General features: G+C 71.9%; 12 protein-coding genes. 5 read left to right on the forward strand and 7 right to left on the reverse strand.

The features are described from left to right. Window positions 1-44 precede the first annotated feature (44 nt). On the forward strand, window positions 45-1,556 hold the full coding sequence (locus ACZ4S3_RS18555; protein WP_467934979.1) for a sodium:solute symporter family protein: 1,512 nt from the start codon (window positions 45-47) through the stop codon (window positions 1,554-1,556). 107 nt (window positions 1,557-1,663) lie between these two features. Further along, entirely contained in the window at window positions 1,664-3,331 is a 1,668-nt protein-coding gene (locus tag ACZ4S3_RS18560) for a thiamine pyrophosphate-binding protein (RefSeq protein ID WP_467934981.1), read from the forward strand. Between the two features lie 65 nt (window positions 3,332-3,396). Here ACZ4S3_RS18560 and ACZ4S3_RS18565 read toward each other — a convergent pair whose 3' ends face one another. Continuing rightward, a complete protein-coding gene (locus ACZ4S3_RS18565; RefSeq protein ID WP_467934986.1) occupies window positions 3,397-5,640 on the reverse strand; it encodes a YhgE/Pip family protein in 2,244 nt (747 codons plus the stop codon). Further along, window positions 5,612-6,424 (reverse strand): ATP-binding cassette domain-containing protein, encoded by an 813-nt coding sequence (locus ACZ4S3_RS18570; protein ID WP_467934991.1) that lies wholly within the window; start codon window positions 6,422-6,424, stop codon window positions 5,612-5,614. Before ACZ4S3_RS18570 ends, ACZ4S3_RS18565 begins: the two co-directional genes overlap by 29 nt. Before the next feature lie 315 nt (window positions 6,425-6,739). Between ACZ4S3_RS18570 and ACZ4S3_RS18575 the strand changes: the two genes are divergently transcribed. After that, window positions 6,740-9,592, forward strand: a complete 2,853-nt coding sequence (locus ACZ4S3_RS18575; protein WP_467934995.1) for a discoidin domain-containing protein — start codon at window positions 6,740-6,742, stop codon at window positions 9,590-9,592. 2 nt (window positions 9,593-9,594) lie between these two features. Here ACZ4S3_RS18575 and ACZ4S3_RS18580 read toward each other — a convergent pair whose 3' ends face one another. Next, window positions 9,595-10,122: a hypothetical protein gene (locus tag ACZ4S3_RS18580; RefSeq protein ID WP_467934999.1), complete on the reverse strand. Its 528-nt coding sequence runs from the start codon at window positions 10,120-10,122 to the stop codon at window positions 9,595-9,597. 510 nt (window positions 10,123-10,632) lie between these two features. On the opposite strand from ACZ4S3_RS18580, the gene ACZ4S3_RS18585 reads away from it, so the two are divergent. After that, window positions 10,633-14,625, forward strand: a complete 3,993-nt coding sequence (locus tag ACZ4S3_RS18585; RefSeq protein ID WP_467935571.1) for an ABC transporter ATP-binding protein — start codon at window positions 10,633-10,635, stop codon at window positions 14,623-14,625. A 107-nt stretch (window positions 14,626-14,732) separates the two neighbouring features. Then, on the forward strand, window positions 14,733-16,169 hold the full coding sequence (locus tag ACZ4S3_RS18590; protein ID WP_467935003.1) for a S28 family serine protease: 1,437 nt from the start codon (window positions 14,733-14,735) through the stop codon (window positions 16,167-16,169). Window positions 16,170-16,292: 123 nt separating this feature from the next. On the opposite strand, the gene ACZ4S3_RS18595 is transcribed toward ACZ4S3_RS18590, so the two are convergent. The 4 genes from ACZ4S3_RS18595 to ACZ4S3_RS18610 all read right to left on the reverse strand — a co-directional run bounded on the left by ACZ4S3_RS18595 (window position 16,293) and on the right by ACZ4S3_RS18610 (window position 21,412). Beyond that, window positions 16,293-18,143: a glycoside hydrolase family 3 protein gene (locus tag ACZ4S3_RS18595; protein WP_467935008.1), complete on the reverse strand. Its 1,851-nt coding sequence runs from the start codon at window positions 18,141-18,143 to the stop codon at window positions 16,293-16,295. Window positions 18,144-18,339: 196 nt separating this feature from the next. Next, complete coding sequence (locus ACZ4S3_RS18600; protein WP_467935012.1) at window positions 18,340-19,185, reverse strand: sugar phosphate isomerase/epimerase family protein; 846 nt, start codon at window positions 19,183-19,185, stop codon at window positions 18,340-18,342. Between the two features lie 37 nt (window positions 19,186-19,222). Further along, window positions 19,223-20,218, reverse strand: a complete 996-nt coding sequence (locus ACZ4S3_RS18605) for a bifunctional helix-turn-helix transcriptional regulator/GNAT family N-acetyltransferase (protein ID WP_467935576.1) — start codon at window positions 20,216-20,218, stop codon at window positions 19,223-19,225. A 132-nt stretch (window positions 20,219-20,350) separates the two neighbouring features. Beyond that, window positions 20,351-21,412 carry a LacI family DNA-binding transcriptional regulator gene (locus ACZ4S3_RS18610; protein ID WP_467935017.1) on the reverse strand — a complete coding sequence of 354 codons (1,062 nt, stop codon included), beginning with the start codon at window positions 21,410-21,412 and terminating at the stop codon, window positions 20,351-20,353. Window positions 21,413-21,418: the final 6 nt, after the last annotated feature.

Consider the following 21,418-nt stretch of genomic DNA (forward strand, 5'->3'; position numbering starts at 1 on the left):
CCGCTCTCCCCCTCTCCCCTCGGCGCAGCTGGAAGGGATGGCCCATGGCTGTCGACTACGCGGTGATCGTGCTTTATCTGGCCGGAATGCTCGCCATGGGCTGGTGGGGGATGCGGCGTGCCACCTCCAAGAGCGACTTCCTGGTCGCCGGACGCCGCCTCGGCCCCGCGATGTACTCGGGCACGATGGCGGCGATCGTGCTGGGCGGCGCTTCCACCATCGGCGGCGTGGGGCTCGGCTATCAGTACGGCCTCTCCGGCGCCTGGATGGTCTTCACCATCGGCCTCGGGCTGCTGGCGCTCAGCATCTTCTTCTCGGCCCGGATCGCGCGGCTGAAGGTCTACACCGTCTCCGAGATGCTCGATCTGCGCTACGGCGGCTCCACCGGCGTCATCTCCGGCATCGTCATGTGGGCGTACACGCTGATGCTGGCCGTCACCTCGACCCTCGCCTACGCGACCATCTTCGATGTCCTCTTCGGCCTCGACCGCACACTGGCGATCATCCTCGGCGGGGCGATCGTCGTGGCGTACTCGGCGCTCGGCGGCATGTGGTCGATCACCCTGACCGACATGGTCCAGTTCGTCGTCAAGACGATCGGCGTGCTGCTGCTTCTGCTCCCCATCGCGGTGATCAAGGCGGGCGGCTTCGCCGCAATGAAGGCGCGGCTGCCGCACGACTACTTCGCGCCGCTGGGCATCGGCGGCCAGACCGTCTTCACCTACGTGCTGATCTATTCCTTCGGCATGCTGATCGGGCAGGACATCTGGCAGCGCGTGTTCACCGCCCGCGGCGACAAGGTGGCGCGCCTGGGCGGCACCGCGGCCGGTACGTACTGTCTGCTCTACGCGCTCGCCGGCGCCGTGATCGGCACCGCGGCCCGGGTCCTCTATCCCCACCTGGGCAGCCCGGACGACGCGTTCGCGACGATCGTCAAGGACGCACTGCCGATGGGCGTACGGGGGCTGGTCCTGGCGGCGGCGCTGTCCGCGGTGATGTCCACGTCCTCGGGTGCGCTGATCGCCTGTGCGACGGTCGCCAACAACGACATCTGGGCGCGGGTCAGGCGACGGGCCGCGGACCGCGGGCCGACCGGGGAGGCCTCCGCGGCAGATGCCGCCGGCGGGCACGATGAGGTGCGGGGCAACCGGGTCTTCATCCTGCTGATGGGGCTGGTGGTGATCGTTGTCGCCATCTCGCTCCATGACGTCGTCGAGGCGCTCACCGTCGCGTACAACATCCTCGTCGGCGGCCTGCTGGTCCCCATCCTCGGCGGCCTGCTGTGGAAGCGCGGCACCGGCACCGGGGCGCTCGCCTCGGTCGCGGTCGGCGGGCTGACCGTCATCGGCCTGATGCTCTGGCTCGGCGTTCTGGCCAACGAGCCGATCTACTACGGGCTGCTGGCCTCGCTGGTGGCGTATGTGGTGGTCAGCCTGGCGACCCCGGCCACCGACCCGGCGGTGCTCGCCGCCTGGCGCGGGCGGCTGGCCGGCGGGCCGGACCACGGCGACGACGCCGGCCGGCAGGCGGCGGCGACCGCCTCCGGAAGCGTCTGATTCCGTCCCCGGGCACCTGATCCTCCCGGCGTCCGCTCCACCTCGGCGTCCGCTCCGCCCCGGCTCCACCCGCCCCCATCCCGCCGTACGGAAGGCAGCACCTCCCCATGAGCACCACCACCCCCACGGCGACGCAGCACCGGCGCAACGGCGGTGACCTGGTCGTCGAGTCGCTGGCCGCACTCGGCGCCCGCACCGTCTTCGGGCTGCCGGGCCAGCACGCGCTCGGGGTCTTCGACGCGCTGCGCCGCTCCCCGCTGCGGTACGTCGGACTACGGGTGGAGAACAACGCGGCCTTCGCCGCCGACACGTACGCCAGGGCCACGCACGGGGTCGCGCCGCTGCTGGTCTCCACCGGCCCCGGTGCGCTGATGACGCTCGCCGCGCTCCAGGAAGCGGCCGCCGCCTCGGCCGCGGTGGTGGCCATCGGCAGCCAGGTTCCGCTGGCCGGGATCGGCGGCGGCCGGCACGGCTATCTGCATGAACTCACCGACCAGAGCGCCTCGTTCAGGGGCGTGGTCAAGTCCGTCCACACGGCCCGTACGGCCTCGCAGATCCCGTCCGCGGTGGCCGCCGCCTGGGAGTCGGCGCTGAGCACCCCGCACGGGCCGGTCTGGCTGGAGATTCCGCAGGATGTGCTGCTGGCGGAGGTCGAGGTGCCGCCGGTGACCGCACTCGAGGTCAGGCCGCGGGAGCTGGTGCCGCGGCCCGAGCTGATCGCGGCGGCGGCGGACCGGCTGACACAGGCCGGGCGGCCGGTGATCCTGGCCGGCGGCGGGGTCGTACGGGCCGGGGCCGAGACGGAGCTGCTGGCGCTCGCCGAACGGCTGCGGGCGCCGGTGGCGACCACCTTCGGCGGCAAGGGCGCCTTCCCCTGGGAGCATCCGCTCTCCCTCCGGTCCTGGCTGGAGGACCGCCACACCACCACCTTCCTGGAGGACGCGGACACCCTCCTGGTCGTCGGCTCGGGGCTCGGCGAACTCTCCTCGAACTACCACACCTTCCGGCCGCGCGGCCGCCTCGTACAGATCGAGGCGGACCTCGGCAAGCTGGAGTCCAACCATGCCGCGCTGGGCATCCACGCGGACGCCCGGCTCGCGCTGGGTGCGCTGGTCAAGGCGGTGGACGAGCGGCCGCCCCGCGCGGTACCCGAAGGCGCCGGCCCCGAAGCGGCCGCCGCCGGCCTCCTGGCCCGCGTCCGCGACCGTATCGAGGGACAGCACCTCGACCTCGAGCAGCAGATCCTCGCCTGCGTACGGGAGGCGCTCCCCGACGACGCCGTCAGCTGCTGGGACATGACGATCCTGGCCTACTGGGCCTGGTCCGCCTTCGACCCGCGGCGGACGAACGCGCTGCACTCCGCCCAGGGCGCCGGCGGCCTGGGGTACGGCTTCCCGGCGGCGCTCGGCGCGGCCGTCGCCGACCCCGCCCGGCCGGTGCTCGCCGTCTCCGGTGACGGCGGCGCGATGTACTCCCTCGCCGAACTGGCCACCGCCCGGCAGTACGACCTGCCGGTCACCTGGCTCATCGTGGACGACGGCGGCTACGGCATCCTGCGCGAGTACATGACCGATGCCTTCGGCGAGGCCACCGCCACGGAACTGGCACGGCCCGATTTCGTCGCGCTCGCCGAGTCCTTCGGGGTGCCGGCGGTCCGTACGGCTCCCGAGCGGCTGCGCGCGGATCTCGCGGCGGCGCTGGCCTCGCCGGGCCCGTCCGTCGTCGTCCTCCCGGCCCGGCTGCGGATGTTCGCACCGACGCATACGACGCCCTGAGATCTGACGTCCTGAGACGCCAAGGGGCGGCACCGTGTCCGGTGCCGCCCCTCGGAACGCCGTGGCTACAGGCTGAGCTCCGGATGCAGATCCTTCATCCGTACGACCTGCCGGCCGCGCGCCGTCAGTGACGTGAGCGCCAGCGCGCCCAGGGTGAAGGCCACCAGGACGGCCGAGCCCTGCCAGACGACGCCGAGGTCGCCGCCGGTGATCAGCCGGCGCAGGCCGTCGACGACGTAACTCATCGGCAGGAACGGGTGGATGGCGGCGAAGAACCCGGGGCTGGTCTGCACCGGGTACGTGCCGCCCGCCGAGGTCAGCTGCAGCATCAGCACGACCAGGGTCAGTACCCGGCCCGCCGGGCCGAACTGGGCGCCGAAGAACTGGATGATGGCCGTGAAGGCGGCCGTCGCCAGCAGCAGGAAGCCGATGGTGGCGGCCGAGCGGGCCATCTCCAGGCCGAGACCCCAGTGGAGTACGGCCATCAGGGCCAGCACCTGGACGACGCCGATGGCGAAGGCCGGAAGCCAGGACCCGAGGGCTATGCGCCAGCCCGGGGCGCCCGCGGCCAGCGCGCGCTTGCCCAGCGGCTGGAGCAGCATGAACGCGACCATCGCGCCGACCCAGAGGGAAAGCGGGATGAAGTACGGCGCCAGGCCGGTGCCGTAATTGGGCGCCTTGTGCATCGACTTGGCGGCCAGCTCGACCGGGTCGGCCATCACCTCGGTGCGGGCGTCGCGGTCCTTCTTGTCGTAGTCCGGGATCTTGGCGACACCGTTGTGCAGCCCGCCGGCCAGCTGGTTGGCGCCGTCCTTGAGCTTGAAGAGGCCGCCGCTGAGCTTGTCGGCACCCTCCTTGGCGTCGCCGAGGCCGTTGTGGACCTTGCCGGCGCCGTCGGCCACCTTGCCCGCGCCGTCGGCCACCTTGCCGGCGCCGTCGGACAGCTTGTCCGCGCCGTCGGCCAGCTTGCCGCTGCCCTGGGCGAGCGCGCCGAGGCCGTCGGCGAACTTGCCCGCGCCCTCGGAGACCTTGTGGGCGCCGGTGTTGAGCTGGTTGATCTGGCCGATCGCGGTGTCCGCGCGGCCGGCGATGCCCGGCGCCTGTTCGGCGACCATCACGGCACCCTGGTGCAGGTCACGCAGCTTGGTGCGCAGCTGCCCGAAGTCCGTGCGGGCGATGATGTCGTTGACCTTCTCCGCCGTGTCGGCGGCGAGGGCGGCACCGGCCGCGATCCCCTTCAGCTCGGGGCAGTCGGGGTCGCTGGAGGTGAGCCCGCAGCGCTCCCGGTACAGCTTCGCCGCGTTGTCGGCGTTCTGGCGGGCCTGGGCGGCGGCTCGTGCGGAGTTGTCCGGCAGCTTGCCGAGATCCTCGTCGAGCGCCTGGCTGAGGTCGGCGACGACCTGCGCCTTCTCGCCGATCTCCTTGCCGTGCTCGCGGAGGTAGGGCAGGTCCTTCCGGGCGATGCCCTGGACCTTGTCGGCGAGCTGCTGCGTGCCGTCCGCGACCTGGCCCGCACCCTGGCTGAGCTGCCGGGCCTTCGCCACGGCCGTCGTCGCGCCCTTGTTCAGGTCGCCCGCGCCCTTGCCCAGGTCACCGGCGCCCTTGCTGACGTCACCGGCGCCCTTGCTGACGTCGCCGGCGCCGTCGCTGACCGCGCCCGACCCCTTGCCCAGCTTGCCGAGGCCGTCGGCCAGTTCACCGGTCTTGTCCTTGGCGGTGCCCAGACCGTCGTCGACCTTCCCGGCCCCGTCGGCCGCCTTCGCCGTCTCGTCGTGCAGATCCGAGAACGACACAAAGATCTTGTCGAGGAAGGCCCGCGACGACTTCGCCGAGGTCTTGGCCCGGATCTCGGAGAACACCGTCTTGGAGATGGAGCCGACGATGTAGTTGTTGGCGTCGTTCGTACGGACCTGCAGCGCGCCGGTCTGCGGGGAGTCGCCCGAGCTGGAGGCGATCCGCTCGCTGAAGTTCTTCGGGACGGTCAGCGAGAGGTAGTACGTACCGTTCTCGACGCCCTTGGCGGCGTCCGCGGCGCTGACCTCCTCCCAGTCGAAGGTGTCGCTGTCCTTGACGTTCCTGGCCAGATCGGCGCCCGCGGTGATCTTCTTGCCGTCGGCACTGGCGCCCTGGTCGTCGTTGACGAGCGCCACCGGGATCTTGTCCAGGCGGCTGTAGGGGTCCCAGAAGGAGCAGAGGTACAGGGCCCCGTAGAGCAGGGGGATCAGCATCAGGGCCACCAGGCCCAGCCGGGGCAGCTTTCCCCTGCCGAAGCGCCTGAGCTCAAGCGCGGCCAGTTTCGGCGAACGCATGCGGTGCTTCCTCCTTGTCCTTTTCCGTCGTGTCCGTTTCCGCGTTCCGGTCCGCGGCGGTGGGGGACCGGCCGGCTCCGGTAGTCCGCCCGGTGTCCGCCGGCGCCGTGCGGACGATCAGCGCGTCCGCCGGTGCGTCGCTGCCCGCGGCGACGACGGTGATGCCCTCCAGCGCGAGGTCCCGCAACAGCTGCCAGGCCTCGGCGCGCTCGGGCGGGGAGAGCTTGAGGTCGACGTCATCGACGGCCAGCAGCCGCGGCCCGTGCATCACCGCGAGCGCGATGGACAGCCGCAGCGCCTCGATCCGTTCCAGATCGCGGACGGCCGTACCCAGGCCCTTGGGCAGGGTGCCGGGGTCGAGCCCGACGGCCGCCAGCGCGGCGTCGATCCGGGCCCGGGTGGCTTCCTTGTACCGGCGGCCCCAGGGCAGCGCGCCCTGGACGCTACGGCCCAACAGGGCCTGTTCCTTGAGGTGTTCACCGACCGTGAGGGCCGGTTCGAGGTCGGCGACGCCCGGTACGTGGGCGATCGCCGTACGGCCGCGCACCGTCCCCATCCGCTTGGGCAGCGGAAGCCCGGCGACCGTCGCCTGCCCTTCGGTGATCCGCATCCGCCCGGTGAGCGCGAGCAGCAGGCACGTACGGCCGGATCCCGAGGGGCCCTGGACGGCGATCAGGGCGCCCGGGTCCGCGCTGATGTCGACACCTCTGAAGGCCCATCCCCGTGGGCCCTCCACTCCGATTCCCCTGGCGTTGACCGCCGCCCCCTGACGGGTGGTGTCCACAACCCCTCCTTTGTTCTGACTGGTCAGTCTAAAAGTGTGCCGTAAGTGTGCCCCTATTGACCAATCGGAGCGTTGTGTTCCGGCTCCTCGGTGCGCATTGGTGCGGCCGATCGCGTGACCCGTGCGGCGGCGGGGTTTTAGGGTGCGGTGAGGTTCGTGAGGTCCACGGCGGCCTGTCATCACCGCGTCACGGCGGCGCCCGAGGGCGCCACCGCGCGGGCATCGGGTCCGGGACTTCGCGACGTCCGAGCGGTGTCCCGGGCGTTCGTGCCGCAGCATGGGGTACGGGCTGCCGCGCACGTACGACGGAGAACCATGGATCACTCCCCACCCCCCGTGCACCGTTCCTCGCAGGCACCGGCGCGGCGACGCTCGCCGCGGACCACGGCCCGGCGGACACGCAAACTCGTCGCCCCGCTGCTCGCCGGAGCGGTGGTTGCGGTGCTGGCGCCCGCGTCGGCCTCCGTCCCGGACCGGGACCTGGGCCGGGTCGCGGCCGCGGCTCCGGAGCCGGTCGCGAGGGCCGACGCGTCCAGGTCACCGTCCGGCGGCTGCGCGGGCGCCGGCTGGACGGCCACCGCCACCCGGATCGATCCCCAGGACACCCACCACGCCTTCGTCGGCAACGGCTACCTCGGGCAGCGGGTACCGCCCAACGGCACCGGATACGCGGCCCCCGGCGGCGCGACCGGCTGGCCGCTCAAGACCCCCGCCTACGACGGGTCCTTCGTCTCCGGGCTGTACGCCAAGGGGCCGAAGAACGTCGCCGGCCGCCAGGCCATCGCCGCGATCCCCACCTGGACCACGCTGAACGTGACCACCGGCGGCGCGCACCCCGACACCTTCTCCGCCGCCACCGCCCCCGGCCGGATCTCCCACTACCGCCAGACCCTCTCCCTGCGCTGCGGCTTCGTGCGGACCTCGCTGACCTGGACGGCCGCCGACGGCCGCACCACCGACCTGGTCTACGACGTCCTGGCCGACCGCGATGACGGGCACACCGGCGCCGTCCGGCTGCGGATGACGCCGCACTGGAGCGGCGCGGCCACCGTCACCGACGTCCTCGACGGCCGCGGCGCCCGCCGGATGGCGCCCGCCCACCAGACGGCCGGACACGGCTCCCGAAACGGCGGCACCATGGATGTCGCCTTCCGTACGGACGGCACGCAGACCGACGGCGCGGTGGCATCCACGCTGCGCCCCGGCCGCCCCCTCCACGCGCGGGCCCAGGCGAGCCCCTCGGCCGGCTCGCTCACCAGCCGGCAGAAGATCACCTTCCCCGTACGCAGCGGCCGCCCGTACGAGCTGACCAAGTACGTCGGCGTGGACACCGCCCTGACCTCCCGCTCCCCGCGCGCCGCCGCGAACGCCGCGTCCCGCCGCGCCGCGAGCCGCGGCTGGGACGACCTGTTCGCGCGGCACGCGGCGGCCTGGCGGCGGCTGTGGCGCTCCGACATCGAGGTGAAGGGACAGCGCGACCTGCAGTCCTGGGTGCGGTCCGCGCAGTACGGACTGCTCTCCAGCACCCGTGCCGGAAGCGGCAACAGCATCGGCCCCACCGGCCTGACCAGCGACAACTACGCCGGCGAGATCTTCTGGGACGCAGAGACCTGGATGTACCCCTCCCTTTTGGCCGGCCACCCCGCGCTCGCGAGGTCGATCGTCGACTACCGCTACCGAACCCGGGCCGCCGCCCGCGCCAACGCCAGGAAACTCGGCTACGACGGCCTCTTCTACCCCTGGACCAGCGGCAGCAAGGGCGACCTGTACACCGAGTGCCACAGCTGGGACCCGCCGCACTGCCGGACCCAGAACCACCTCATGGGCGATATCTCCCTCGCCGCCTGGCAGTACTACCTGGCCACCAAGGACACTGCCTGGCTGAGGTCCCGCGGCTGGCCGGTCCTCAAGGGCATCGCCGAATTCTGGGCCTCGCGAGCCACCCGTAACGCCGACGGCAGCTACTCCGTCAAGAACGTCGCCGGACCCGACGAATACAGCAACGGCGTCGACGACGGCGTCTTCACCAACGCGGGCGCCGCCACCGCACTGCGCCACGCCACCCGTGCCGCCGCCCTCCTCGGCAAACACGCCCCGGCCTCCTGGACGGCCATCGCCGACACCCTGCGGATCCCCTACGACGCGAAGAACAGGGTCTTCCAGCAGTACGCCGGCTACCGGGGCACCACCATCAAACAGGCCGACACCGTCCTGCTGATGTACCCGTTGCAATGGCCCATGTCGCAACGGCAGGCGGCGAGCACCCTGGACTACTACGCCGCGCACACCGACCCGGACGGCCCGGCCATGACGGACTCGGTGCACGCCATCGACGCCGCCGGCATCGGCGAACCCGGCTGCGCGACGTACACCTACCTGCTGCGCGCCATCAAACCCTTCGTCCGCGGACCGTTCGCGCAGTTCTCCGAGGCGCGCGGCGACAAGGCGGGCACCGACGACCCGCACGCCGGCCGTCCCGCGCAGGACTTCCTCACCGGCAAGGGCGGCTTCCTGCAGACCTTCACCTACGGGCTGACGGGCCTGCGGCCGGCGGAGGACCACCTGCGCCTGGACCCGACGCTGCCGCCGCAGCTGTCCGACGGCGTCGCCCTGCGCGGCCTGCGCTGGCAGGGACGGACGTACGAGATCGCGATCGGCGCGCACCACACCACCGTGCGGCTGACCGCCGGAGCGCCGATGCGGATCGCGACGCCGGAGGGCGAGAAGGTGGTGAGCCGGGGCCTGCCCGCGGTGCTCAAGACCCGCCGGCCCGACCTGGCCGCCACCACCAACGCCGCCCGCTGCGCCACCGTCAGGGCGACCTCCGAACAGCCCGGCCTGTACGCAGCCGCAGCCGTGGACGGCAATGCCACCACCGCCTGGACCCCCGGCACCCGCAACGCCACCCTCACCGTCGACCTCGGCCGGATCACCACCGTCGGCCAGATCACCCCGCACTGGACCGCAACCCGCCCGAAGTCCTACGTCGCACAGGTCTCGCAGGACGGCAGACACTGGACGGGAACGGGCTACGCGGGGCGGACCCCGGCCCGCTACGTCCGCATCGTGATGCATGGCGACAAGGCCGGATCCGGCGGCGCGACGTCGCACAAGCTCCCGGGAATCTCGGAGCTGACCGTCCGCAGGACTGCCGTGGGCGACCCGTAGGCCTAAAGGCCCCGGCCCACCAGCAGCTGGGCGTATGAGCGGAAGGTGTAGGCGGCGGTCGCGGATATCTCGTTCACGCCCGCGGGCGTGGGCAGACCGAGCCGCTTGTCCAGCAGCTTGCCCAGCGGGCCGCAGCCGTGGGAGCGCGGTGCGGCGAACGAGGAGTCGTGGATCGCGAACGTCAGGAGCGGCGGTTCCTTGGAGACCCACCGAGTGGCGCCGTCCTGGAGGAACCGGAGCTTCACCGGGTCGGTATCGGCACCTATCGTGCAGCGCTCGCCGAGCAGCGGATGCACCAGGCGGAACTTCAGATCGAGTGCGCCTCTGTGCACACCGTCTCCGTAGAAATCGGAGTGGCCCGCGTACTGCGGCTGTATGCGCAGCCGCCCGCCCACCGGCGTCGGCGCGGCGCGCAGCCCGCCGAAGACCTGGCCCCGGCTGCCGTCCGGCAGCGGGCCTTCGGCGTTCGTGGCGGTCATGGGGGCGAGCGAGGGGACGTCCAGCGCGCCGACCGTGAGGCTGCTCTTCATGACGAAGACCTCGCATCGCCACTTCGCGGCGTCGGCGCCGGGCGGCAGCGCGGGGCACTCCCGGAAGTCGAACGGGCCGGATGGCAAGTCGGATGGTGAGCCGGACGGTGAGTGGGACGGTGAGTGGGATGGGCCGGACGGTGATGCGGAGAGAGGGGAGAGGCGCGGGGCGGGCGGCGCGGCGGCCGCGGCGGGCGTGGTCGTCCCGGCGATCAAGGCCACTGCGGCACCACCACCCGCGAGTGCCACCGTGAGACGACTGCGAATCGTTTGCTTCATGTCACTCAGCGTGACCGACGCGAGGTCCCGAGACCATCGGGGATGACCCGCATCCGACCCTGAGGCACCCCTGACGCCGGACCAGGGACATCCCCCATTCCCGGCCCGGATTGTTGCAGCGGGATGAAATCCGCTGCGGGCGCTGTTGGTGAGGGGTGGTACAGGTCGAGATGCGGGAGGCATCGGGTGGCGGGGACGGATGCGGAACAACGGGGCTGGGCGCGGCGGCTGATGCGCGACTGCTGGCAGTACAAAAAGGATGTGCTGCTGGCGCTCGGCGCCTCGCTCGCCGGGATGGCCGTGATGGCGCTGGTCCCGCTCGTCCCGAAGCTGATCATCGACGATGTGATCGTCAAGCACGACCGGTCGCTGATGCCCTGGGCGACGCTGCTCGTCGTCGCCGCGATCGTGGTCTACGTCCTCACCTATATCCGCCGTTTCTACGGCGGCCGCCTCGCCCTCGACGCCCAGCACGATCTGCGGACGAGAATGTTCGCCGCCATCGCACGGCTCGACGGCCGGCGGCAGGACGAGCTCAGCACCGGCCAGGTCGTCGGCCGTGCCACCAGCGACCTTCAGCTGATTCAGGGCCTGCTGTTCATGGTCCCGATGATGATCGGGAACGTCATGCTCTTCCTGATCTCGCTCGTCGTGATGATGATTCTGTCGCCGCTGCTCACCGTCGTCGCGCTGGCCGTCGCCCCGGCCCTTTGGTACATCGCCCAGCGCAGCCGCGTCCGGCTCTTCCCCGCCACCTGGTACGCCCAGGGCCAGGCGGCCGCGGTGGCCGGTGTCGTGGACGGCGCGGTCACCGGCGTCCGCGTGGTGAAGGGCTTCGGCCAGGAGGAGCAGGAGACCGGCAAGCTGCGCGAGGTCAGCCGCAGGCTGTTCGCCGGCCGGCTGCGGACGGTCCGTCTCAACGCGCGCTACACCCCCGCCCTGCAGGCCGTACCGGCGCTCGGCCAGGTCGCGATGCTGGCCCTCGGCGGCTGGATGGCCACCCAGGGGCAGGTCACCCTCGGCACCTTCGTCGCCTTCTCCACCTATCTCGCACAGCTCGTCGGCCCGGTCCGGATGCTGGCGATGATGCTGACCGTCGGCCAGCAGGCACGCGCGGGTGTGGAGCGGGTCTACGAGCTGATCGACACCGAGCCGTCGATCAAGGAGCGCCCACAGGCGCAGGAGCTGCCCGCCGACGCCCCGGCCACCGTCGAATTCGACGCGGTGACGTTCGGCTACGCACCGCCGCACACGGAGAACGCGCCGCCGCACACGGAGAACGCGCTGCCCGCCGAGAACGCGCCACACGCGGAGAACACGGAGAACGCCGAGAACACGGACAGCGGGAGCGACGCCGGCGACGCCACCCCGGACGGGTCGGCCGCCCCCGCCTTCCGGCCCGTCCTCGACGACTTCTCGCTGCGCATCGAAGCCGGTGAGACGGTCGCCGTCGTCGGGACCTCCGGCAGCGGCAAGTCCACCGTCTCCCTGCTGCTTCCCCGCTTCTACGACGTCTCCGCGGGCCGGGTCCTGGTCGGCGGCCATGACGTACGCGATCTGACCCTGGAATCGCTGCGGGCCGCCATCGGCCTCGTCCCCGAGAGCAGCTTCCTCTTCTCCGACTCCGTACGCGACAACATCGCCTACGGTCACCCGGACGCCACCGACGAACAGGTACGCGCCGCCGCCCGCGCCGCCCAGGCCGACGGATTCATCTCCGCCCTGCCCGACGGCTATGACACCAAGGTCGGCGAGCAGGGCCTGACCCTCTCCGGCGGCCAGCGTCAGCGCGTCGCCCTGGCCCGTGCCATCCTCACCGACCCCCGGCTGCTGGTCCTGGACGACGCGACCTCGGCCGTCGACGCCCGCGTGGAGCACGAGATACACGAGGCGCTGCGCGGTGTCATGGCGGGCCGAACCACCCTGCTCATCGCGCACCGCGCCTCCACCCTGGCGCTCGCCGACCGGGTCGCCGTCCTCGACGACGGGCGGCTGGTCGACATCGGCACCCAGGAAGAGCTGGAGCTCCGCTGTCCGCTCTACCGCAGGCTGCTGACCGACCCGGATGAGCTGGGCGACGTCGCGCACGATCCGGCGGGCGAGCTGGCCGGCGCCTTCAACGGCGAGTACGCGGCCACCGGCCTGCTGAAATTCGAAGCGGACGCGCTGGGAGTGGACGAGCTCGAGGCCGACGAAGTCGCGGCGGACCCCGCCGAGCGCGCCACGCCCGACGGCGAGACCGCCCGCACCAGGGCGGCGGCCGGGACCGTCACCCCCGAGCTGTGGGTCCGCCGGGAACGGGACACCGAGGCGGGTACCGCCGGTCCCGCGCCTGCGGCGGCCGCGGCAGGCGGGCCCGGCATCGGTGCCGCGCTGGCCGGAATGCCCGCGACACCGGAACTGCTCGCGAAGGTCGACGCGCTGCCGCCGGCCACCGACCTGCCGGACATCGACGAGGACCTGGCCGTGCGCCCCGAGCGCTCCTACGGTCTGCGCAGGCTGCTGCACGGCTTCGGCGGGCCGCTGCTCATCGCCCTGGCACTGGTCGCGGTCGACGCCCTCGCCGGACTGCTCGTCCCGATCCTGATCCGCCAGGGCATCGACGAGGGCGTCCGCCGCGGCGCGCTGGCCGGCGTCTGGACGGCCGCGGCCATCGCCCTGGTCGTCGTGCTCGCCCAGTGGGCCGCCCAGATCGGCTCCAACCGGATGACCGGACGCACCGGCGAGCGGGTCCTCTACTCCCTCCGCCTCAAGATCTTCGCCCAGCTCCAGCGCCTCGGCCTCGACTACTACGAGCGCGAGCTGACCGGCAAGATCATGACCCGGATGACCACGGACGTGGACGCCCTGTCCACCTTCCTCCAGACCGGCCTGGTCACCGCCGTCGTCTCGCTGCTCACCTTCTTCGGCATACTCGTCGCCCTGCTCGCCATCGACATCCAGCTGGCCCTGGTCGTCTTCGCGACCCTCCCGCCGCTGATCATCGGCACGTACTTCTTCCGCAAGCAGAGCGTGAAGGCCTACGAACTCGCCCGCGAGCGGATCAGCGTCGTCAACGGCGACCTCCAGGAGAGCGTCGCCGGACTGCGCATCGTCCAGGCCTTCCGGCGCGAGGGGCGCGGCGCCGAGCGGTTCGCCGCCCGCAGCGCCGACTACCGCAAGGCCCGGGTCCGCGGCCAGTTCCTGATATCCGTCTACTTCCCGTTCGTCCAGCTGCTGTCGTCCGTGGCCGCGGCCCTGGTGCTGATCGTGGGCGCCGACCGGGTCGGCTCCCACACGCTCACCGCCGGTGCGCTGGTCGCCTACCTGCTCTACATAGACCTGTTCTTCGCCCCCGTACAGCAGCTCTCCCAGGTCTTCGACGGCTACCAGCAGGCCTCCGTCTCGCTCGGCCGCATACAGGAGCTGCTGCGCGAGCCGACCACCACCCCGGCCGCCGAGCGGCCGCGCGAGGTGCCCGCGCTCCGCGGCGACATCGCCTTCGACGGCGTGCACTTCCGCTACGGCACCCACGATGACCAGGCCGAGCCGGCGCTGGCAGGCATAGACCTGACCATTCCCGCAGGCCAGACCGTGGCCTTCGTCGGCGAGACGGGCGCGGGCAAGTCCACCCTCGTCAAACTGGTCGCACGGTTCTACGACCCCTCCTCGGGCGCCGTCCGCGTGGACGGCACCGACCTGCGCGAACTGGACCTGACCGGCTACCGCCGCCGGCTCGGCGTCGTCCCCCAGGAGCCGTACCTCTTCCCCGGTACGGTCCGCGACGCCATCGCCTACGGCCGCCCGGCCGCCACCGACGCCGAGGTGGAGGCCGCCGCCCGTGCCGTCGGCGCGCACGCCATGATCGCCACGCTCGACGGCGGCTACCTCCACGAGGTCGCCGAACGCGGCCGTAACCTCTCCGCCGGCCAGCGCCAGCTGCTCGCCCTGGCCCGCGCCGAACTCGTCGACCCCGACGTGCTGTTGCTGGACGAGGCCACCGCCGCCCTCGACCTCGCCACCGAGGCCGTCGTCAATCAGGCCACCGACCGCCTCGTCGGCCGCCGTACAACACTGGTCGTCGCCCACCGGCTGACCACCGCGGCTCGCGCCGACCGCGTCGTGGTGATGGACCAGGGCCGGGTCGCCGAGGACGGCACGCACGCCCAGCTCCTGGCCCGCGACGGCCGGTATGCCGAGCTGTGGCGCTCCTTCACCGGCGAGGAGGAATCGGTAGCGGTCTGAGCCTCCCCCCTTTGTCCGCTCACCCATGAGCGGACAAAGGGGGCTGGTGGTGGCCCCGTTGCGCCGATAAGTTCAGCCCGACCTTTGCTATCCCAAGGGGAGGGTGCATGCGCAAGGCCTTCAGATGGCTGCTGTCGCTCGTCGTGCTCATAGGCACGGCAGGAGTCGGCGGCGTGACGGCAGGAGCGGCCACCGCCGCCGAGCCGAAGAGCACAACCGTCAACGAGGACAAGGACATCAAGGACCGGATTCTCGCGATTCCGGGGATGAGCCTTATCGAGGAGAAGCCGGTAGACGGCTATCGCTATTTCGTCCTCAATTACACCCAGCCGATCGACCACCGGCACCCCGCCAAGGGGACCTTCCAGCAGCGGCTGACCCTGCTGCACAAATCGGTGGACCGCCCGACGGTCTTCTTCACCTCGGGTTACAACGTCAACACCGCACCGACCCGCAGTGAACCCACTAAAATCATCGACGGCAATCAAGTATCCCTGGAATACCGGTACTTCACGCCGTCGCGGCCCCAGCCCACGGACTGGAAGAAGCTGGACATCCGGCAGGCGGCCACCGACCAGCACCGCATTTTCACCGCACTGCACCGCATCTACCGTAAGAACTGGATCGCCACCGGCGGCAGCAAGGGCGGCATGACCGCCACGTACTACCGCCGCTTTTTCCCGCACGACATGAACGGCACCGTTGCCTATGTCGCGCCCAATGACGTCAAGAACGACGAAGACTCCGCGTACGACCGGTTCTTCACGACCGTCGGCACCGCACAGTGCCGCGCCGACCTCGCCGCCATCGAGCGGGAGGCGCTGGTCCGTCGCGAGGAAATGGTCAAGCGATTCCAGGTCTGGGCGGAGAAGGAGAAGCAGACCTTCAAGACCGTGGGCAGCGCCGACCGGGCCTATGAAGTCATGGTCACGGACCTGGTGTTCGGGTTCTGGCAGTACCAGCCGGCCGAGACCGCCTGCGCCAAGGTGCCCAAGCCCACCGTCTCCACGGACGGGCTGTGGAAGTGGATGGACGAGGTCGGCGGCTTCGCGAGCTACACCGACCAGGGCATGGAGTCGTACACGCCGTACTACTACCAGGCGGGCACCCAGCTCGGGGAGCCCGGCTACGGCTATCCGCAGCTGGAGGGCCTGCTGAAGTACCCGGGCATCAACAATTCCCGGTCGTTCGTGCCGAAGGACATCCCGATGCGTTTCGACAAGCGCGCGATGCCCGACGTCGACCGCTGGGTGCGCCATCACGCGAACCGGATGATGTTCGTCAACGGCCAGTACGACCCATGGAGTTCGGAACACTTCGAGCTCGGCAAGGGCGCCCGGAATTCGTATGTGTTCACCGTGCCCGGCGGCAATCACGGCTCGAATATCGCCAAGCTGAAGGACGCCGACCGGACCAAGGCCACCGCCGAACTGCTCGACTGGGCGGGCGTCCGGGTCCCGGGCGGCAAGCCCACCGCACAGGCCCCGTACGACAAGAAGCTGGACCGGCAGGAAATCCGCCGGATGCCGATGCTGCAGCCGTAAGGCCGTAAGGCCGTAAGGCCGTAAGGCCGTAAGAAGGAAAATCAGCAGGGCAGTCAGCAGGGCATGAAGTGCGAAATGGCGCGCTCCCCGCACGGGAGCGCGCCATTTCCCTGTGTCCGCCCGTCAGTACGTCAGCCCGTGCCCTATCGGGTACAGCGCCGTGTTCGGGGCGTCCGCCCGCATCACCGGAACCGGAAGCCTGCCCGTCGGCTTCCGCCGGCCCGCGATGACCCGCACCGCGGCCCGCAGCTCCACATCCGTCCAGGAATAGCTCGCCAGGCCCGCCTTGATCCCGTCCAGCTGCGCGATGTCGTACGGATTGCGGACGGCCAGCTGCACCACCGGCTTCCCGGTGGCCAGCAGCGCGGCGACCAGCTGCCGCTGCGCCGAGTCCGCGGTGACGTTGTAGGTGGCCACGACGGCCGCGTCCCGTTCACGCAGGGCCGCCACTGCCTGGTCGATCAGCGTCTGCGTCGGCGTCAGGCCCGTGGAGAGCATCGAAGCCGTGAAGCCCAGCTCGCCGAGGGCGGTCGCCAGGACCGTCGTCGGCGGGCCTCCGGTGCCCGACGGTGCGGCCGCGTCCACCCCCACCACCAGCACGTTGCGCTCCCGGCGCCGGGACAGCGGCAGCACCCCGCCCTCATTGCGCAGCAGGGTCGTGGTCCGGTCGGCGATACGGTCCGCGGTGTCCAGATGAGGACGGACGCCGACCACCCGGTCCACCGCCTGGTGCGTGGTGTACGGGTCGGCGAACAGCCCGCGCCGCTCCTTCAGCAGCAGGATGCGCAGCAGCTTGGCGTCGATATCGGGCTCGGCCAGCTCGCCCTCCTGCAGCGCCTTGACGACGGCGGCGTGCGCGACGGCGAGGTCCGGCGGGTTGAGGAGCTGGTCGACACCGGCCTTGAGGGCAAGCACCGGCGCACGGGCGTCGCCGTACTTCACCCGTACGCCCTCCATGCCGAGCGAATCCGTCACCACCACACCGTTGTAGCCCAGACGTTCGCGCAGGATGCCGGTGAGGATCGGGCGCGAGAGCGTGGCCGGGTCCTCACTCGGGTCGAAGGCGGGGACGACGATATGCGCCGTCATGATCGAATCGATGCCCGCGGCGATGGCGGCCTTGAACGGCGGCGCGTCCAGCCGCTCCCACTCCTCGGCGGTGTGATGGATGTACGGCAGCCCGATATGGCTGTCGGTGTCGGTGTCGCCGTGGCCGGGGAAGTGCTTGGCGCAGGCCGCGACGCCGGCGCCCTGATAGCCCGCCACCTCCGCGGCGACCAGCCGTGCCACGGCCTGCGGGTCGGCGCCGAAGGACCGTACGCCGATGACGGGGTTGGCGGCGTTGACATTGACGTCCGCGTCGGGCGCGTAGTCCTGCCGGATACCCATCGCATACAGCTCCTCGCCCGCGATCCGGGCCGCCGTACGGGCGTCGTCGCGCGAGCCCGCCGCGCCGAGCGCCATCGCGCCGGGGAAGAGCGTGGCGGGCGCGCCGATCCGCGCCACTATGCCGTGTTCCTGGTCCGTGGCGATCAGCAGCGGTACGGGGACGCGCTGGGCGGCGCCGGCCTTCTGGATGCCGTTGGAGAGGTCGGCGATCTGGTGCGGCTCGCGGGTGTTGTGCGCCCAGCCGAAGTAGATGATGCCGCCGACGTGGTACTTGGCGATCAGCTCAGCGCCGTTGGCGACGCCGATCTCCTGCTGGTTGGCGGCGGCATCGGCCGGGTCGGGGTCGGTCGCGGAGTGCCCGTAGAAGCGCATCACGAAGAGCTGGCCGACCTTCTCCTCCGGCGTCATACGGGAGATGAGCCGGCGTAGCCGGGCCTGCGCGTCCGGGGTGGGCGCTCCGGAGGCGGGGGAGGACGGCCGGCGCCCGATGGCGGCGCCGGACGCCTGCGCGGGCGCGGCGGCGGTGGCACAGGCGGCGGCCGTGGCGGCCGCGGCGGTGGTCAGGACGGTACGTCTGGAGTGCATGTGCGCTCCTTCCGGAGGGCTTCCTCGGCGAAGTGAAGGAAACTTCCAAGGAGACACGGATAGCCGGAAAACTATTGCCGGTCAATGACTCGGAACGTGGTGGCGCCCAGGGTTTGCGGGGCGGAGGCAGATGTGTGAGGGGTGCGGACGGGGGACGCCCGGACGGGTGAGGGCCGGCCGGGCGCGGGGCGCCGGGTCAGGGAGCCGGGTCGGCGCCGAGGAGGCGCTGAAGGTGGGCGCGGCCCGGGGCGAGGAGGGCGGGGAGCCCGGCCGCCCCGGGGTACCAGCGCTTCTCGTACTCCCAGCAGAGCCAGCCGCCGGCGCCGCCACCGGTGCCGCTCGTGAGCGTGGCCAGGGCCTCCGCGAGCGGCAGGCGCCCGGCACCGAGCGGAAGGGGCGTGGTGTCCTGGGCCGAGGCGACGTCCTTGACCTGGACATAGCCCAGATGCGGCGCGAGCGCGGCATGGGTGTCGGCGGGCCGCTCGCCGCCGAGCCAGCTGTGCAGCACATCCCACAGCGCCCCGGCCCCCGGGTGCCCGACACGCTCCAGAACCCGGGCGGCTGCCGCGCCCGTACGGTGCGAGTCATGGGTCTCCAGCAGGATGCGGACGCCCCGGCCGGCGGCGAGCGGCGCCACCGCCGCCAGCCGGCGCGCGGCATCCGCGTCCGCGACGGCCGCCGGGCGGTCGCCGCCACCGGGAAAGACCCGGACGTACGGCGCCCCCAGATCGGCGGCGAGCAGGACCAGTTCGGTCAGCTCCTGCGCCAGCTCCTCCTCGCCCGCCGCATCACGGGCGGCGGCGACCTTCGGATAGCCCGCGACGGCCAGGATCGCCACCCCGGCGTCCGCGAACTGCCGCCGCACCGCGGCCCGTTCCCGCATCCCCAGCAGCGGGTGCACCGGTTCCTCGGGGTGGGCGCGCAGCTCCACGCCCTGATACCCGGTGGCCGACGCCAGCCGCAGCACCTCGGCCACCGGCATCCCGGGCACCCCGAGCGTCGAGAACGCGAACCGCACCGCACCGCCCGCATCGCTCACCATGCCGCCCCTCGCACCGCCGCCCGCCGCGTCCCCGGCGTCACAGCACCAGACGCCAGTCCTGGCCTATCAGGTCCTGCCCGAAACTGTGGTGTTCCGACTCGCCGACCAGCTCGAATCCGACCCGCTGATAGATGCTCCGGGCCGCACTGAGCACGGAGTTGGTCCACAGCACCATCTCGCCGTACCCGGCCTCGCGGGCGAACCCCACACAGGCGTCGACGAGCCGGCGGCCCACGCCGTGCCCCCGTGCGCCGGGCTCGACCAGCAGCAGCCGCAGCCGGGCCACCCCGGGGCGCCCGTCCCGCACACACATCACGGCGCCCACTCTGCGCCGCTCTTCGTCCGGGGGAACCTCCGCGCCGCCCAGCTCCGCTATCCAGCTGCGGTCCCACCGCGGGTCGAAGCCCTCGGCGTACTCCGCGACGATCCGGGCCACCAGCGCCTCATAGCTCAGATCGAAGCCGTACTCGGCGGCATAGAGGGCGGCGTTGCGCTCCACCATCCAGCCGAGGTCGCCGGGCCGGCTGGTACGCAGCGTGACCTCGGGGGCCGGGCCGGCGGGGGCCGTGGGCGCCGCGGGGTCGTCGAGCAGCGTGCGGATCGTCCGCATCGAGGCGGCCAGGCGCGCCCGGTCCCCCTCGGGGAGCCGCCGCAGCAGCGACCCGGCGGCGTCCTGTGAGCGCTCCTCCAGCAGCCCGGCCGCCTCCTGGCCGCCCTCGGTCAGCGTGATGCGCTGGCGGCGCGGGTCCCGCTCCGACCTGCTCCGCGTGATCAGCTCGCGGTCCTCGAACTTGCCGAGCAGCCGGCTGAGATAGCCCGCATCGAGCGAGAGCGACGAGCGGAGGTCCGCGGCGTCCACCCGCTCGTGGTGGGCGAGCTCGTACAGCACCCGGGCCTCGGTGAGGGTGTACGGGGTGTACAGCGCCCGGCCGTAGTCCAGCGCGCCGATGAGGTTGGTGTAGAAGCGGTTGAATCTGCGCAGCTCACGGACGGCCGGATCGCCCGTCGCCGGCGTTGCCTGCCCGGTCGTCATCGAGTCGGCCGTTCCGGTGCCGGTCGTCGTATCGGTCGCAGTCGTGCCGGCCGCGTTCGTCTCGGCCGTATTCGTCTCGGCCGTGGTCCTGGTCTTGGTCGTCATTGCCAACCCCACCTACCCTTGACTGAGTCAAGGATACGCGACGGAGGTGGATTCGCGCACCATCAATTCGGCACGCAGCGTCGCCAGCCCGCCCGGCGGCCGCGCCTCGCGCCCCATCGCCAGCCGGCCCGCCCGCGCCCCGGCCTCCTGCAGCGGCAGCCGGACGGTCGTGAGCGCGGGCGCCGCGTCCGCGCTGAAGGGGAGATCATCGAAACCGGCGACGGACACGTCCTCCGGGATCCGCCGCCCCCGTTCGCGCAGCGCCGCGCAGACGCCCAGCGCGGCGGTGTCGTTCGCCGCCACGATGGCGGTCAAGCCGGCATCCCGGCGCAGGAGTTCCAGTGCCGCGTCGTAGCCGGAGGCGCGGTCGTAGGCCCCGTGGACGGTGCGCGGCGGCGCGTCCTCGATGCCGTGCGCGGCGAGCGCGGCGCGATGGCCCGCCAGGCGTTCGGCGGTGGTGGTACGGCCGGCCGGACCCGCCACGCAGCCGATACGGCGGTGCCCGAGCCCGATCAGATGCACCGTCAGCTGCCGTGCCCCGCCTCGGTTGTCGAAGGCCAGGGTGGCGAGCGAGGCGGTGTCCGGGACGTCGTGGGCCATCTCCGCCGGGCGGCCGCAGAGCACGATCCGGGTGCCCGCCCCGGCCAGCCGCGTCAGCTTGGCGGCCAGCGCCCGCCTGTGCCCGGCGTCCTGGGAGACGCTGCCGGTCAGGACGACGGCGGCCGCCCGCTGCCGCTGCAGCAGGGTGAGATAGGTCAGTTCGCGCTCGGGGGAGCCGCCCGTGCTGCACACCACGGCCAGCTTCTCGCCACCGGGCCCGGCCGCGCCGCTCAGCTCCGTCTGGACGGCGCCCGCGATGATCCCGAAGAACGGGTCGGCGATGTCGTTCACCACGATGCCCACCAGGTCGGAGCTGGCCGCGGCCAGCGCGCTCGCCGGGCCGTTGGCCACGTACTCCAGCTCCTCGACGGCGCGCAGCACCCGGCCGCGGGTGCTCTCGGCCACCGGGTAATTGCCGCTGAGCACGCGCGAGACGGTCGCCGCCGACACGCGGGCGCGCGCCGCCACATCCGCCAGCGTCACCGCCATCGCCCA

It is taken from the genome of Streptomyces sp. NPDC028368 (assembly GCF_055565615.1).

What these genes read in the sequence shown, in the direction of transcription:
- ACZ4S3_RS18610 (WP_467935017.1), bottom strand. Translation starts at nt 21,412, where the DNA reads ATGGCGGTGACGCTGGCGGATGTGGCGGCGCGCGCCCGCGTGTCGGCG.
- ACZ4S3_RS18565 (WP_467934986.1), bottom strand. Translation starts at nt 5,640, where the DNA reads ATGCGTTCGCCGAAACTGGCCGCGCTTGAGCTCAGGCGCTTCGGCAGG.
- ACZ4S3_RS18560 (WP_467934981.1), top strand. Translation starts at nt 1,664, where the DNA reads ATGAGCACCACCACCCCCACGGCGACGCAGCACCGGCGCAACGGCGGT.
- ACZ4S3_RS18580 (WP_467934999.1), bottom strand. Translation starts at nt 10,122, where the DNA reads ATGAAGAGCAGCCTCACGGTCGGCGCGCTGGACGTCCCCTCGCTCGCC.
- ACZ4S3_RS18585 (WP_467935571.1), top strand. Translation starts at nt 10,633, where the DNA reads ATGCGCGACTGCTGGCAGTACAAAAAGGATGTGCTGCTGGCGCTCGGC.
- ACZ4S3_RS18555 (WP_467934979.1), top strand. Translation starts at nt 45, where the DNA reads ATGGCTGTCGACTACGCGGTGATCGTGCTTTATCTGGCCGGAATGCTC.
- ACZ4S3_RS18590 (WP_467935003.1), top strand. Translation starts at nt 14,733, where the DNA reads ATGCGCAAGGCCTTCAGATGGCTGCTGTCGCTCGTCGTGCTCATAGGC.
- ACZ4S3_RS18605 (WP_467935576.1), bottom strand. Translation starts at nt 20,218, where the DNA reads ATGACGACCGGGCAGGCAACGCCGGCGACGGGCGATCCGGCCGTCCGT.
- ACZ4S3_RS18595 (WP_467935008.1), bottom strand. Translation starts at nt 18,143, where the DNA reads ATGCACTCCAGACGTACCGTCCTGACCACCGCCGCGGCCGCCACGGCC.
- ACZ4S3_RS18575 (WP_467934995.1), top strand. Translation starts at nt 6,740, where the DNA reads ATGGATCACTCCCCACCCCCCGTGCACCGTTCCTCGCAGGCACCGGCG.
- ACZ4S3_RS18600 (WP_467935012.1), bottom strand. Translation starts at nt 19,185, where the DNA reads ATGGTGAGCGATGCGGGCGGTGCGGTGCGGTTCGCGTTCTCGACGCTC.